Below are 13,657 nucleotides of genomic sequence, written 5' to 3' on the forward strand. Positions count from 1 at the left end.
CAGAGCCCGGAACCTCACGAAGAGCGGAGGCACACCATGGCGATCCCGGCGATCGAGTCCTATCCCATGCCGACCGAAGACGAGCTGCCCGAGAACATCGCGCGCTGGACCATCGACCCCGATCGCGCGGTGCTGCTCATCCACGACATGCAGAACTACTTCCTGAGCCCGTTCCCGCACGGGCAGGCTCCCACGACCGACCTGGTGGAGAACGTCGCGACCCTTCGGGCGCGTTTCGCCACGCTCGCCGCGCCGGTCGTCTACACCGCCCAGCCCGGCGGGATGACCGACGAGCAGCGCGGCCTGCTCAAGGACTTCTGGGGCGCGGGGATGAACCCCGACCCGGAACACCGGATGATCATCGACCGGCTGGCCCCGTTCGGCCCCGACATCGTGTTCACCAAGTGGCGGCCCAGCGCGTTCTGCCGTACCGGCCTGCTCGACCTGTTGCGCGAGAGGGGGCGCGACCAGCTGGTGATCTGCGGGGTGTACGCCCACGTCGGGATCCTGATGACCGCGCACGAGGGGTTCTCCCAGGACATCCAGACGTTCGTGGTGGCGGACGCGGTGGCCGACTTCTCGCGGGACTACCACCGGCAGGCGCTGGAGTACGCGGCGTCGAGGTGCTCGGTGACGCTGTCCACCCGGTCCGCCCTGGCGATGCTGAACGGAACGGCCGTGAACGGGACGGACATGAACGGAGCGGCCGTGAACGGGACGACGCCGGACGAGGCGACCCCGAACACGGCGGCCCTGAACGAAGCGACCCCGAACGAAGCGGCCCTGGATGAGGCGGTCCTGGAAGGAGCGAGACGATGACGGAGACGATGCCCGGCCCGGTCACCGGATCGGCGTCCGGCCCGGCGACCGGCCCGGTCACCGGGCCGGCGAGCTCGACGGCGAGCGGGCCGACGACCGAGGCGACCCCGCTCGACCGGATCCTCGGTCCGGAGGCGCCCCCGTTCGCCCTGCTGCACCGTCCGGGCTCGACCGGCCCTGACCGGCTCGATGTGCTCATCGGGGAGACCACCGAGGTCGGCCGCATCGCGGACATCCCGCTGCCGCCCGACGACGACGCCCGAGGCGCCGGTGCCCGGCACGATGTGCTCGCGATGCTGCCGTACCGCCAGATCGGCGAGCGCGGGTACGCCTTCCCCGACGACGAGGCCCCGCTGCTCGCGATGACCGTCGTCGACCAGGCCGTGCTGCCGATGGCCGAGGTCCTCGACCGGCTCCCCGACGGGCCGATCGAGCTGGGGGAGGGGGCCTTCGACTCCGACGACGAGGAGTACGCGGCCACCGTGCGCCGGGTGCTCTCCGAGGAGATCGGCCGGGGGACGGGCGCGAACTTCGTCATCAAGCGGTCGTTCTCCGCCGAGATCACCAACTGGTCGACCCACACGGCGCTCGCGTTCTTCCGGCGGCTGCTCGGCAGGGACCCCGGCTGCCACTGGACCTTCGTGATCCACACCGGCGGGCGTACCTTCGTCGGCGCCTCGCCCGAGCGGCACATCAGCCTCGACGAGGGCACCGTGGTGATGAATCCGATCAGCGGCACCTACCGGTACCCGGCTGAGGGGCCCGAGGTCTGCGGGGTGCTCGGCTTCCTGTCCGACAGCAAGGAGGCGAACGAGCTCTACATGGTGCTCGACGAGGAACTGAAGATGATGGGCCGGGTGTGCGACCTCGGTGGCCGCACGGTGGGCCCGTACCTCAAGCAGATGGCGCGCCTGGCGCACACCGAGTACCTGATCGAGGGTCGCAGCTCGCTGGACGTTCGCGACATCCTGCGGGAGACGATGTTCGCGCCCACGGTCACCGGCGGCCCGCTGGAGAGCGCCTGCCGGGTGATCAGCCGCTACGAGCCCGAGGGCCGTGACTACTACGCGGGCATGGTCGCGCTGATCGGCCGGGACGAGGCGGGCGGGCGGGCGCTGGACTCCGCGATCGTCATCCGTACCGCCGACATCGACGAGACGGGCCGGATGCGGATCTCCGTCGGCGCCACGCTGGTCCGCGACTCCAACCCGGCCTCCGAGGCGGAGGAGACCCGGACGAAGGCCGCCGGGCTGCTGGAGGCGCTGCGCCACACGCCGGGAGGCGGCGCCGACGCCCCCGCGGAGCCGGCGGACATGGGCACCGACCCGCGGATACGGCGGGCGCTGATCGAGCGGAACGCGCCGCTCGCCGGGTTCTGGTTCGAGGGCCCGGACAACCGGAGCCACCTCGTGCCCAGGCTGGTCGGACGCAGGGTGCTGGTGATCGACGCCGAGGACACCTTCACCGCGATGGCGAGGCACCAGATCGCCGCGCTGGGGTGCGAGGTCAGCGTGCGCCGGTTCGACGAGGACTATCGGCTGGAGGAGTACGACCTGGTCATCGTCGGCCCGGGGCCGGGGGACCCGAGGGACCACGACGATTTCAAGATCGCCCACCTCAGGGACGCGACGCGGCGCCTGCTGGAACTGGGCATCCCCTTCCTCTCGGTCTGCCTCGGCCACCAGGTGCTCAGCACGCTGCTCGGGCTGGAGATCAGCCGCAACCCGTTCCCCAACCAGGGCGTGCAGCGGAAGATCGATTTCCTGGGACGTACGGAGCTGGTGGGCTTCTACAACACCTTCGCCGCCCGCAGCGCCGCCGACCGGTTCCCCTGCCCGGAGCGTGAGGGCACGGTCGAGGTGTTCAGGGAGGCGCCGAGCGGTGAGGTCCACGCGCTGCGCGGCCCCGGCTTCGTCTCGGTGCAGTTCCATCCCGCGTCGGTGCTCACCCGCAACGGCGTGGAGATCCTCGGCGAGGTCCTCAGTGACCTGCTCGTACACGCCGAGCACCCCGTCCCGGCCGAGGGGCTCCCGGGCGCTCGGCGCTGAGGACGGACGTCGAGGACGGGCGCTCAGGGGCGGGGGATGGCCTCGATGGTCTCCATGTGGATCTCGCCCCACTCGCCGAGCGGGATGAGCGCGGTGTTGAGCGAGTGACCGAACTCGGTCAGCGAGTACTCCACCTTCGGCGGGACCTGGTGATAGACCTCGCGGTGCACCAGCCCGTACGACTCCATCTCCCGGAGCTGCTGGATCAGCATCTTCTCGCTGATGCCCGACACCCTCCGGCTCAGCTCCCCGAACCGGAGGGCCCCCGAATGGAGGGCCCACAGGATCAGCGCCTTCCACTTGCCGCCCACGACGTCGACGGCGGCGTCGAGCCCGCACGAGTAGGTCTGTTTCTTCATCCCGTTCCCCATACTTACAAAAAGGTTAGTACCTGACAAAATAGTAGGTACTTGAGGAAATTTCAGCGAAGCGTCAGCATCGAAACGTCCCAGCCGGGGTCACGAAGAGATCCGGGGCTGGGACTTTCCTATGCCGACATCGCATGAAACAGGGGGACAAATGAATACCGACGATCGGCCGCCGGTGACGGTCATCGGTCTGGGGGCGATGGGAAAGGCGCTGGCCGGGGCCTTCCTGGACAACGGCCATCCCACGACCGTGTGGAACCGTACCGAGGGAAAGGGCCGGGAACTCGTCGAGCGCGGCGCGACCGAGGCGGCCACCGCCGCCGAGGCGATCGCCGCGAGCCCGGTCGTCGTGGTCTGCGTGCTGGACTACGACGCGGTCCGCGAGATCCTCGGCGCACCCGGCACCGTGACCGGCCTCCTGGCGGGCCGGACTCTGGTGAACCTCACCAACGGCACGCCCCGCCAGGCGCGCGAGCTGGCCCGCTGGGTGTCCGGGCGGGGAGCGGACTATCTGGACGGCGGCGTCATGGCGGTCCCCCCGATGATCGGGAACCCCGGATCCCTCGTGCTCTGCAGCGGATCGCCCGGGGCGTTCACCGCTCACGAGGGGACCCTGTCGGCGCTGGGCGCCGTCGACTACCTGGGCGAGGACGCGGGCCGGGCGTCCCTGTACGACATCGCGCTGCTCAGCGCCATGTACGGGATGTTCGGCGGTTTCCTCCAGGCCGTCGCCCTGACCGGTTCCGAGAGGATCCCGGCGACGGAGTTCACGCCGCTCGTGGTCTCGTGGCTCAACGCCATGCTCACCAGCCTTCCCGCGATGGCGAAGGCGTACGACGCGAACGACCACTCCGCCACCACCTCGAACCTGGGGATGCAGGCGACGGGCTTCGTCAACCTGCTGGAGACCGGCAGGGACCAGGGCGTCAGCACCGAACTGCTGAAGCCCATGGGGGCGCTCCTCGACCGGGGGGTCGCCGCGAACCGGGGCGACGACGGCCTCTCGGCCCTGATCGACCTGCTCCGCACAGGTCCCGCGAGCGCCACGGACCCCGCGAGCGCCACGGACCCCGCGAAAGGCGCGGACCCCGCGAAAGGCGCGGACCCCGCGAGGGCCACGGACCCCGCGAGGGCCACGGACGCCGGATCGCACGACGTCGTATCGCACCACCTCGGATCGGAGTAGGACATGACCCACGACCACCCCGCCCCCGTGACGGTTCTCGGCCTGGGACCGATGGGTCAGGCGCTGGCCGGGGCGTTCCTCGCGCACGGCCATCCCACGACCGTGTGGAACCGCACGGCCGCCAGGGCCGAAGACCTCGTCGCCAGGGGAGCGGCCCGCGCGGACACGGTCGCCGACGCGGTCGGGGCGAGCCCGCTGACGATCGCCTGCGTGATCGACTACGACGCCGTGCGGGCGATCGCCGACCCGGCCGCCGACGCGCTGAAGGGCCGCACCCTGGTCAACCTCACCGCCGACACGCCGGAACGCGCCCGCCTGATGGCGGGGTGGGCCGCCGAGCGCGGCATCGGCTACCTCGACGGGGCCATCATGACCCCGACACCGACCATCGGAGGACCGGCGGCCGTCGTCCTGTACAGCGGACCGGAGGAGGTCTACCGGAACCATCGGCGGGCGCTGGCGAGCCTGGGCGGCACCTCCGCCTACCTGGGCGCTGACCCCGGGAGGGCGGCGGCGCACGACGTGGCCCTGCTGGACCTCTTCTGGACGTCCATGAGCGGTCTCGTCCACGCCTTCGCCCTGGCCGCCGCCGAGGGCATCGCGGCCAGGGACCTCGCCCCGCTCGCCAAGGGGATCGGTGCCCTGCTCCCCGACATCGTCGACGAGTTCGCGGAGCACCTCGACAGCGGCGACCACCCGGGCGACCAGTCCACCATCCTCTCGGCCGCCGCCGGCATGGAGCACATCGTCCACGCGGCCCAGGCCCGGGGCATCGACACCGGTGTGCTGAACGCCGCCCGGGCCGTCGCCCGGCGGGCCATCGACGCCGGTCGGGGCGGCGACAGCTTCTCACGCCTGGCGGAGGTGCTCAGAAGGCCCGTACCGGCACCGTGACCTTCCGGCCCGGGGGGAGGACCGCCGAGCCTGGATCCCCGACGCGCCCGCCGTCACCACGGAACCCCGGCACCACCACCTCCCGCGTCGTCACCCCCGGCACCGACCACCACCTTCCGGGCCGTCACCGTCACCCCCGCTGTCGGCTCGCCAGTGCCTCGGCGAGCCGGAGCGGCCCGGCGTCCGTGCGCAGCGCCTCCACGGCCAGCCACTCCAGATCCAGGAGGAAGTCGGAAGGCCCCCTCGGCCCGAGGAAGCGCCGGTCGGCGCACAGGGTGAGCACCGCGCGCTCGGACAGCTCGTGGACGTACAGGAAGAACGTCGCGCCCTTCTGGTCGGTGTCGTGGGGCGGTTCCACCAGCTCCGTCTCGTCCAGCAGGGCGTCGTACTCCGCCGGGGACAGGGGGCGCCCGGCGGGCGGGGCCGGGGCGTCGAACCTGATGTCGTTGTAGAAGCAGTAGCCGTCCGTGCCGATGCCGCGTTCCCCGGTGACGTGGGCGACGAGCTCCTCAAGCCGGACGGGGTCGCACTCGCAGGTGCTGTAGGCCGCGAGCGCGGCCCTTCCGGCGTGGGCCAGGAACCCGGAGAACGACTCGTGGCGGAGGCGGAGCCGCAGCAGCGCGTTCTGGTTGAAGGCCCCCACGAAGCGCCGCGTCTCCGGCTTGAAGCGGGTGGACACGATGAGCCGCAGGGCGACGTCGTCCTCGCCCTTGTACAGGCCGAGGAGCAGCGCGACGGTGGCCTGGAGCGCCACGCCGGGGGTGACGGACGCGCGCGCGGCCAGCGCGCGGATCGCCCGCGAGAGGGCGCGGGAGCGGATCTCGGACCAGCCCTGCCGGGCCTCGCCGCCCCGTCCGAGGTCCTCCAGCCAGACGCGCGGCAGCTCGCGTACGGCCTCGGCCCAGTAGTCGAAGGCCCGCCGTTCCCGGAGTCTGGCACGTTCCGAGTTCTCGTAGGCGAGACGCCCCAGGGGTTGCTCCGCCGGAGGTCCGAGGGCGGACGGGACCGAGAGGAGCGTCCTCAGGTCGTCGCAGACGATCTTCAGGCTCCAGCCGTCGACCGCCATGTGGCTCGCTACCAGGACCACCCTGACCGGGACGCCTCCCGTGGTCACCACCGCGACCCGCAACGGGAGCTCCCCGCCGACGTCGAACGGCAGGTCACGCAGCCTCGCCCCGGCGTACGCCGCCACGGTGCCGGGGTTCCTCGTCCCCGTCTCGTGGACGGCGACCTCCAGCTCGCCCGAGCGCAGGACGACCTGGACGGGACTCCCGTCCAGGTGGTCCCGGGAGAACAGCGTGTGCAGGGCGTCGTGGCGTTCGACGAGCGCGCGGACGGCGGCGAGCACGTCGTCGACGTCGCGGCCGGGCTCGACCTCGCACACGGCGAGCAGGTTCAGCGAGGCGTCCCCCGGCGGCAGCCAGCGCAGCACCTCCCAGATCGCCGTCTGCCCCCACGTCAGGGATCCCCGGTCCCCGTACGGCGCGCGGAAGGCAACCGTGACCCGGTGGAACGTCCTGACGGGATGGGGCGCCTTGACAGAGGGAGACGTGCGCATTGTCCGTCCTTTTTGCCCGTAAAACGTAATTAACATGTCATTAATTGCGAAAGCAGTGCATAACCCTCGAATGGAGAGCGGGTGCGACGGGTTCCGGCCATTCATGACAGGCGGCACCGGTCATGCGGTCAGGTTTCGGTGTCACAAAGCCCACGTCGCGCGTCTCCCGACTTCCATTCCTCGGGCTGGCTGCGATCGTAGGACGCGCGCTCTGAATGCACAATATGCGCTTTAATCTGAAACAACTTGAGAAAAACCCGCAAGCTCTTTAGGGGGCCGCGAAACCGCTCCGGGTGCGACGCGATGACGCTCGTGACGCGATGACGCTCGCGAGGCACCGGTCTCCGGAGCTTCGGGGCTTCGGTCTTCGGCCTCCGGGGTTCCGGGGTTCCGGGGTTCCGGGACGCCCGGCCCGACGCGTGACGTCCCATCCGCTAGGTAAATATATTGCGCAACCTGCTCTAACTCTTGCAAAATCATGTCGTGAAGATCCCGTGATCTATGGGGAAGCCGACCGATCGTGCCGGAGAGTCGAGGGGGCCATGGCGGACGATGACAGCGCGACACCGCTGATCCAGGCGGAGGGGCTCAAGAAGACGTACCCGCCCAGAGACAGGCGGGGCACCGGGTTCCAGGCCGTGGCCGGGATCGACTTCCACGTCGACAAGGGGGAGGCCTTCGGATTCCTCGGCCCCAACGGGGCGGGGAAGTCCTCGACGATGCGCATGCTCGGCTGCGTCTCCCCGGCCACCGCGGGAACCCTGCGCATCCTCGGCATGGACCCCGCGCGCGACGGCCGGAGGATCCGGGCGCGCCTGGGCGTGGTCCCGCAGGACGACGTGCTGGACCCCGACCTCACCGTGCGCGAGAACCTGACGATGTACGGCCTCTACTTCGGGCTGTCCCGGCTCGTGATCAGGGAGCGCGCGGAGCGCCTGCTGGAGTTCGCGCAGCTGGAGGAGAAGGCGGGCGAGACCCTGGGGGCGCTGTCCGGCGGCATGCGGCGGCGGCTCACGATCGCCCGCTCGCTGATCAACGAGCCGGACATCCTCCTGCTCGACGAGCCGACCACCGGGCTCGACCCGCAGGCGCGGCACGTGCTGTGGGACCGGCTGTTCAGGCTGAAGCAGCAGGGCGTGACGCTGCTGCTCACCACCCACTACATGGACGAGGCCGAGCAGCTGTGCGACCGCCTGGTGGTGATGGACAAGGGGCTCATCGCGGACGAGGGGTCGCCCCAGGAGCTCATCCGACGGCACTCGACGCGCGAGGTCCTGGAGCTGAGGTTCCGGATCGACGAGCACGAGCAGGCCGCGGAGAAGCTCCACGACCTGGTCAGCCCCGGCGAGGGGGAGCGGGTGGAGCCGCTGCCCGACCGGGTGCTGGTCTACACGCACGACGGCGAGGCGGCGCTGGCCGGGGTGACCGCCGCGCGGATGACCCCGATCACCGCCCTCGTCCGGAGATCGACGCTGGAGGACGTGTTCCTGCGCCTGTCCGGCCGGACCCTGACGGACTGAGGCGGACGACATGTCCACGTTCCCGACCCCGACCCCGACCTCGACCCCGTTCCCGGCCTCGACGGACCGAGACGGACGACGCATGCCCATGTTCCTACGCGAGTTCTCCTCGTGGATGCTCCGCTACCGCCGCTCCTGGAAGGGCACCATCGTCATCAGCGTGGCGAACCCGCTGCTCTTCCTGGTCGCCATCGGCGCCGGGCTCGGGCAGCTGGTGGACCCCGCGTCGCTGGGCGGCCTCACCTACCTGGAGTTCTTCGCCCCCGGGATGCTCGCCGCCGCGGCGATGCAGAACGCCTACGTCGAGGCGGCGTTCGTGGTGCACAGCTCCCTGCGGCGGGGCAAGGGCTACCTGGTGGCCGCCGCGACCCCGCTGGAACCCCGCGACATCATGGCCGGGCACCTGCTGTTCATGGCGTTCAGGATCGGGACGAGCGCGCTGGCGTTCGCCGTGGTGATGGCCGCCTTCGGCGCCACCCGCTCCCCGTGGGCGGTGCTCACCGTGCCCGCCGCGCTGCTCACCGGCATGGCCTTCGCGGCCCCGCTGGCGGCGTGGACGGTGACCGTCACCACGTTCAACACCCTCAACACGGTGTTCCGGTTCGTGCTGATGCCGATGTACCTGTTCTCCGGGACCTTCTTCGCCATCGAGACGCTCCCGGACTGGCTGCGCCCGCTGGCGTACGTCACACCGCTGTGGCACGGCGTCGACCTGTGCCGCACCCTGAGCCTGGGCACCGCGACCCCGCTCACCTCCGCGATCCACGTCGGCTACCTGGCCGCGCTCACGGCCGGGGGCGTCGCGGTCGCCCTGACCACGTACCGGCGCCACATCCACGTCTGAGGGGTCGACATGCCGCACAACCTGGAGATCGTCCCCCGCTGGGGTGGCGCGCACTTCCTGGTGTTCCGCAACCTCCGGGTGCACACGGGCGGCAACCCGTGGACCATGGCGATGTACTCGATCTTCGAGCCCATCCTGTACCTGCTCGCCATCGGCGTCGGCATCGGGCAGCTCGTCGGGGGCGTCGACGGGGTGAACGTCACCTACGCCGCGTTCGTCGCGCCCGGCCTGCTCGCCACGGCGGTGATGAACAGCGCCCTTTACGAGACGATGGAGGGCGCCTTCGTCAAGTTCACCCACGAGCGGTACTACCGGGCGATCCTGTTCACCCCCGTGTCCCTCACCGGGATCGTCGCCGGTGAGGTGGCGTGGGCGGTGCTGCGCGGGTTCATCACCGCGATCGGCTTCCTCCTCGTGATCACGGTGTTCGGGCTGGTCTCCTGGCCGGACGCCCTGGTCGCGGCGGCCGGGACGCTGCTCGTCGCCTTCGCCTTCGGGGGCGCGGGACTGGCCGTGACGACGCGCATCAGGGCGTGGCCCGACTTCCAGTACGTGCAGCTGGTGCTGCTGCCGATGTTCCTCTTCGCGACGACGTTCTACCCGGTCACCGTCTACCCCCGGGTGATACAGATCATCGTGGAGCTGCTCCCCCTCTACCACGCCATCCAGCTGCTGCGCGGGTGCGCCCTCGGCCAGATCGACTCCGGCCTGATCGTGAGTGTGCTCTATCTCCTGGCCATGGGAGCGCTGGGCCTCGTCGTGGCCCGGAGACAGTGGGCACGCGTCATGCTGCACTGAACCCGCGCGGGGGCCCGGCAGCGTGCTCCACCTCCGGCGACGTCGCCGCGACCGCTCCCCCCGAGGTACGCCTCAGCCTGGATCCCGCCCTCGGCCGCAGGGGAGCCGTGGACGGGGCCTGGTGGCCGTACTCGCTGGACGCCACCGTGGAACTGCCCGGACTGATCGCCGCCGTCGACGCGCTTCTCGACCGGCACGTCCTGCGGGTGGGCCTGCCCCTGAAGGCGTGGGACGACATCCCGCACCGCGTCGCGGCTCCCGGCCGCCAGGTCAAGATCGGCTGGTTCCGGCACATGGACCCGCACGTGGTCACCCTGATCCCGGTGGGCATGGAGCCGATCAACCTGCTGGTGATCCCGCCGGGCACCGAGAGCGGCACCGCCGCGAAAGCGCTCGAACCGGCCGTCACATCCGAGGCCGCCACCGGCCCGGCCGGCATCCTCACCGCCGCCTCCCCGATCACCTCGAAGGACGAAGAGGCGTCCTGGGAGGACGAGGGCGGTCAGGTGACCGGAGGCGACCCCGTCTCCTGACCACCTTCCCTCACCACAGGGTGATGGAGCGGGACAGGATCCCGGCCGCGTCGTCCTCGCCGACCGGGCGCGGGGCGGTGGCGAGCAGCCGCTGCTGCCTCATCGTCCCCTCCGCGAGCGCCGGCACGTCCGCCTCGGTGTAGCCGACGCCGCCGATGCCGTTGGGCATGCCGACGTCGCGCATCAGCCTCGCCAGCACGCCGGGCAGGAACTCCGCGAGGTCGCCGGGCCTGGCGGCGGACGGGTCGAGCAGCTCGGCCGCTCGCGCGTGCCGTTCCGGCCGCGCCTCGAAGGTGAACCTGAAGGCCTCGGGAGCGGTCAGCGCGACGGCCATCCCGTGCGGCACCATCGGCTCGTCCCCCGGGTAGCCCTCGGGACGGAAGTCCCTCACCCGACCGGCGATCGGGTAGGCGTTGGCGTGCGGGATGTGCACGCCCGCGTTGCCGAACCCCAGCCCGGCGAACGTCGCCGCCAGCGCCATCCGCGCCCTCGCCTCGTTGTCGTCCCCGTCGCGTACGGCGGCGCGGAAGGACCGCGCGAGCAGCTGCAGCGCCCGCTCGGACCACATGTCGGCCACCGGGTTCGAGCCGCAGTACGGGACGCGCTCCTCGGGACGCTTGCGCTCGTAGGAGGTGTACGGGCGGGCGGTGTAGCTCTCCAGGGCGTGACAGAGGATGTCCATCCCGGAGGCGGCGGTGACCCCCGGAGGCTGGGAGATCGTCAGGTCCGGGTCGACGACCGCGAGGACCGGGCGGAGCCGGGCGTGGCTGATCCCGGTCTTGACCTTCAGGTCCAGCACGTCGAGCACGCAGATCGTGGTGCTCTCCGACCCGGTACCCGTCGTCGTGGGCACCGCGACCAGCGGTTTGAGTGGCCGCGACGGCGCCAGGCCGCCCCCCACGGGCGCGTTGACGTAGTCCATCAGCTCGCCCGGGTTGGTGGTGAGCAGGTTGACGGCCTTCGCGGTGTCGATGCTCGACCCGCCCCCGACGGCGACGAAGGCGTCCCAAGGGCCGGAGGCGCGGGCGTGCTCGATGGCCGCGAGCAGGCTCTCGTCCGTCGGCTCGACGCGCACGCCGTCGTACACGCTCGCCTCCATGCCGAAGCCCGCCAGCTGCTCGGCGATCCGCCGCGGCGCGCCGGTCGCGGCCACCCCCGGGTCGGTGACGACGAGGACGCGGCGCACGCCGTACTGCCCGAGATCGAAGCCGATCTCGGCCGAGGCACCCTGCCCGAACTTCAGGGCGGGGGCACCGTAGGTGAAAACGGACTCGGGGTTGCTCGGAGCGGTGAACACGCCCGGCTCCTCTCTCGCGGTTCTTACCGGCGTCACCGGACGGGGGCCATCCGCGTCAGCGAGCATACCCAGCGGTATGTCGTCGCCGTCCACCCGCCTGCCGATCGTGGGCCCGGGGCCTCTCGCGGGCAGGAGATCCGGAGCCTTTCGCGGGCAAGAGACCTGCAAGCCGGCGACAAGCCGGACTCCATATCGTCGCCGCCATGATGAAGAGAACGATCGCGGTGGCGGCTGTGGCCGGAGCCGCCGTGCTGTCGGCCCAGCTCCCCGCGTCCGCCACCTCCGACGCGTCCACCGCGCTGTTGCGCCTGCGCGGCGGGCTCACCCTGGAGATCCCGAGCTCCTGGCGGGTGTACGGGACCGCGGACCGGGTCCAGGTGGTGACCGGTGCCTGCGCACGGCCCAACCGTGGCTACTTCCAGCCCGGGTGCGACAGCTTCTGGGTCATGGGACCGAAGACACTCAAGTTCGGGGGAGAGGGCTTCCGGCGCTACGACCCCACGCAGGGCCCGTACTACCCGGCCTCCGACGTGCAGCGCTGCCCGTCCAACCCCAAGTACGGCCAGGTCATCGGCAAGGCGATCGTGGTCGGCTACCGGAACATCGGGGTGGCGCACAAGGCGCACTACCGGGTCTGGCCCGGCCGGTGTGTGTCGTACAGCGACGGCGGGCAGAAGTCGACGTTCAACCAGCGCGAGTGGTACCTGCCGCAGTCGAAGATCCTCGTCGTCGACCAGTGGGCCACCCCGGGCCTGGCCGGAATCCTGAAGAACGCGACCTGGGCCAACTGACCTCTGCCGCACTCGCTGGACGGTGAATCACTCGTTCACCTGGAACCAGACCGACCCGCTCGCGCCGTCGCGGTGTGACCCCCACCCGGCCGCGACCATTTCCACCAGCCACAACCCCCGCCCGCCGTCGTCGTCCGCCTCCGGCACGCGCACGGCGGGCGCGCTCGTGACGGACCCGTCGCCGGTGACCTCCACGTGGACCGTCGTGCTGGTACGCGCCACGTAGACGGCCACCCGTCCGTCCGCCGTACGCCCGGAGCCGGAGTGGGCCACGGCGTTCGTGGCCAGCTCGCTCAGCAGGAGCGGCACGTCGTCGAGCACCGAGGCTCCGGCTCACCCGGCGAGCAGATCGCGCACCCAGGCCCGAGCCTCCGGCACGGACTCCACCCGCCCGGGAAACACCTTCCGCCACGCGCTGTACGGCCCACACGTCCACGGCATCGTGTCGTGGCGTCCGGCTTCCTGCCGTGGCATCGTTGAAGTTCCGTCACCGAGATGTCCGGGGCGGTCGCCCTCTTCCCCCGCTGCCTCCTGCTCGGAGCTCACGCGGCCACCGCCGACATGATCATGTCGGCCGCGTTGTCGGCCTCCGCCGAGACCCATTCCCCGCGCTGCCACAGCCGCGCCCACCAGGGCCGCCAGACGAACGCCCACCCGCAGTGGCGCCGGACGACCGTGATCCTGACCAGTGCCGTGCCCGTCACCGTACGAATCTCCAGAATCGGCTGCCCCGCCACCGGGAGGACCGGCGAGGTGCACACGCCGAGGCGGTGCAGATCCCGGCCGAGCCGGGTCGGATGGACGAATCGCTCGTGCCGCTCGACCGCCGTGATGCTCCTGTCCTCCGGATGCCCCCGGCGAACACGACCGAGGCGTGAAAGGTCGCCGTTCTGGTCATTCATCGCTCGTCTCGTCTCCGGTTTAAAGGCGATGGGATGCTTTCCATTCCGTCCTGTCGAATCAAGAGGACGTGTGATTAGATTGCCCTCATGAGAGGTGAG

Annotated in this window: 14 protein-coding genes; 9 read left to right on the top strand and 5 right to left on the bottom strand. The window is 70.9% G+C overall.

What is annotated here, in order from left to right; all coding sequences use genetic code 11:
• Positions 1-36: 36 nt before the first annotated feature.
• Both ACSC1Q_RS13185 and ACSC1Q_RS13190 read left to right on the top strand, forming a co-directional pair.
• Positions 37-819 carry an isochorismatase family protein gene (locus ACSC1Q_RS13185; RefSeq protein ID WP_436758967.1) on the top strand — a complete coding sequence of 261 codons (783 nt, stop codon included), beginning with the start codon at positions 37-39 and terminating at the stop codon, positions 817-819.
• Positions 816-2,867, top strand: a complete 2,052-nt coding sequence (locus ACSC1Q_RS13190) for an anthranilate synthase family protein (RefSeq protein ID WP_436758968.1) — start codon at positions 816-818, stop codon at positions 2,865-2,867. Before ACSC1Q_RS13185 ends, ACSC1Q_RS13190 begins: the two co-directional genes overlap by 4 nt.
• 23 nt (positions 2,868-2,890) lie before the next feature.
• Here ACSC1Q_RS13190 and ACSC1Q_RS13195 read toward each other — a convergent pair whose 3' ends face one another.
• Entirely contained in the window at positions 2,891-3,226 is a 336-nt protein-coding gene (locus tag ACSC1Q_RS13195) for a winged helix-turn-helix transcriptional regulator (protein WP_436758969.1), read from the bottom strand.
• Positions 3,227-3,386: 160 nt separating this feature from the next.
• Here ACSC1Q_RS13195 and ACSC1Q_RS13200 point away from each other — a divergent pair, with 160 nt between their 5' ends.
• Both ACSC1Q_RS13200 and ACSC1Q_RS13205 read left to right on the top strand, forming a co-directional pair.
• On the top strand, positions 3,387-4,421 hold the full coding sequence (locus ACSC1Q_RS13200) for an NAD(P)-dependent oxidoreductase (protein ID WP_436758970.1): 1,035 nt from the start codon (positions 3,387-3,389) through the stop codon (positions 4,419-4,421).
• A 3-nt stretch (positions 4,422-4,424) separates the two neighbouring features.
• Positions 4,425-5,315: an NAD(P)-dependent oxidoreductase gene (locus tag ACSC1Q_RS13205; protein WP_436758971.1), complete on the top strand. Its 891-nt coding sequence runs from the start codon at positions 4,425-4,427 to the stop codon at positions 5,313-5,315.
• 130 nt (positions 5,316-5,445) lie between these two features.
• Here ACSC1Q_RS13205 and ACSC1Q_RS13210 read toward each other — a convergent pair whose 3' ends face one another.
• Entirely contained in the window at positions 5,446-6,873 is a 1,428-nt protein-coding gene (locus ACSC1Q_RS13210; RefSeq protein WP_436758972.1) for a condensation domain-containing protein, read from the bottom strand.
• A 542-nt stretch (positions 6,874-7,415) separates the two neighbouring features.
• Between ACSC1Q_RS13210 and ACSC1Q_RS13215 the strand changes: the two genes are divergently transcribed.
• The 4 genes from ACSC1Q_RS13215 (at position 7,416) to ACSC1Q_RS13230 (ending at position 10,568) form a co-directional block, all read left to right on the top strand.
• Positions 7,416-8,393 (top strand): ABC transporter ATP-binding protein, encoded by a 978-nt coding sequence (locus ACSC1Q_RS13215; protein WP_436758973.1) that lies wholly within the window; start codon positions 7,416-7,418, stop codon positions 8,391-8,393.
• An 82-nt stretch (positions 8,394-8,475) separates the two neighbouring features.
• Entirely contained in the window at positions 8,476-9,237 is a 762-nt protein-coding gene (locus ACSC1Q_RS13220) for an ABC transporter permease (RefSeq protein ID WP_436758974.1), read from the top strand.
• A 9-nt stretch (positions 9,238-9,246) separates the two neighbouring features.
• Positions 9,247-10,035 carry an ABC transporter permease gene (locus ACSC1Q_RS13225; RefSeq protein ID WP_436758975.1) on the top strand — a complete coding sequence of 263 codons (789 nt, stop codon included), beginning with the start codon at positions 9,247-9,249 and terminating at the stop codon, positions 10,033-10,035.
• The gene (locus ACSC1Q_RS13230) at positions 10,011-10,568 is read left to right on the top strand and encodes a DUF5994 family protein (RefSeq protein ID WP_436758976.1); all 558 of its coding nucleotides are present in this window, start codon (positions 10,011-10,013) and stop codon (positions 10,566-10,568) included. The genes ACSC1Q_RS13225 and ACSC1Q_RS13230 overlap by 25 nt, the downstream gene beginning before the upstream one ends.
• 10 nt (positions 10,569-10,578) lie before the next feature.
• Here the strand turns inward: ACSC1Q_RS13230 and ACSC1Q_RS13235 are convergent, their stop codons facing one another.
• The gene (locus tag ACSC1Q_RS13235) at positions 10,579-11,865 is read right to left on the bottom strand and encodes a hydroxyacid-oxoacid transhydrogenase (RefSeq protein WP_436758977.1); all 1,287 of its coding nucleotides are present in this window, start codon (positions 11,863-11,865) and stop codon (positions 10,579-10,581) included.
• Between the two features lie 203 nt (positions 11,866-12,068).
• Here ACSC1Q_RS13235 and ACSC1Q_RS13240 point away from each other — a divergent pair, with 203 nt between their 5' ends.
• Positions 12,069-12,656, top strand: coding sequence for a hypothetical protein (locus tag ACSC1Q_RS13240; protein WP_436758978.1), 588 nt, complete (start codon positions 12,069-12,071; stop codon positions 12,654-12,656).
• Positions 12,657-12,683: 27 nt separating this feature from the next.
• On the opposite strand, the gene ACSC1Q_RS13245 is transcribed toward ACSC1Q_RS13240, so the two are convergent.
• Both ACSC1Q_RS13245 and ACSC1Q_RS13250 read right to left on the bottom strand, forming a co-directional pair.
• On the bottom strand, positions 12,684-12,977 hold the full coding sequence (locus tag ACSC1Q_RS13245) for an ATP-binding protein (protein WP_436758979.1): 294 nt from the start codon (positions 12,975-12,977) through the stop codon (positions 12,684-12,686).
• Between the two features lie 221 nt (positions 12,978-13,198).
• The gene (locus ACSC1Q_RS13250; protein ID WP_436758980.1) at positions 13,199-13,558 is read right to left on the bottom strand and encodes a hypothetical protein; all 360 of its coding nucleotides are present in this window, start codon (positions 13,556-13,558) and stop codon (positions 13,199-13,201) included.
• Positions 13,559-13,657 lie beyond the last annotated feature (99 nt).

It is taken from the genome of Streptosporangium heterodermiicola (genome assembly GCF_051390675.1).
Classification (GTDB): domain Bacteria; phylum Actinomycetota; class Actinomycetes; order Streptosporangiales; family Streptosporangiaceae; genus Streptosporangium.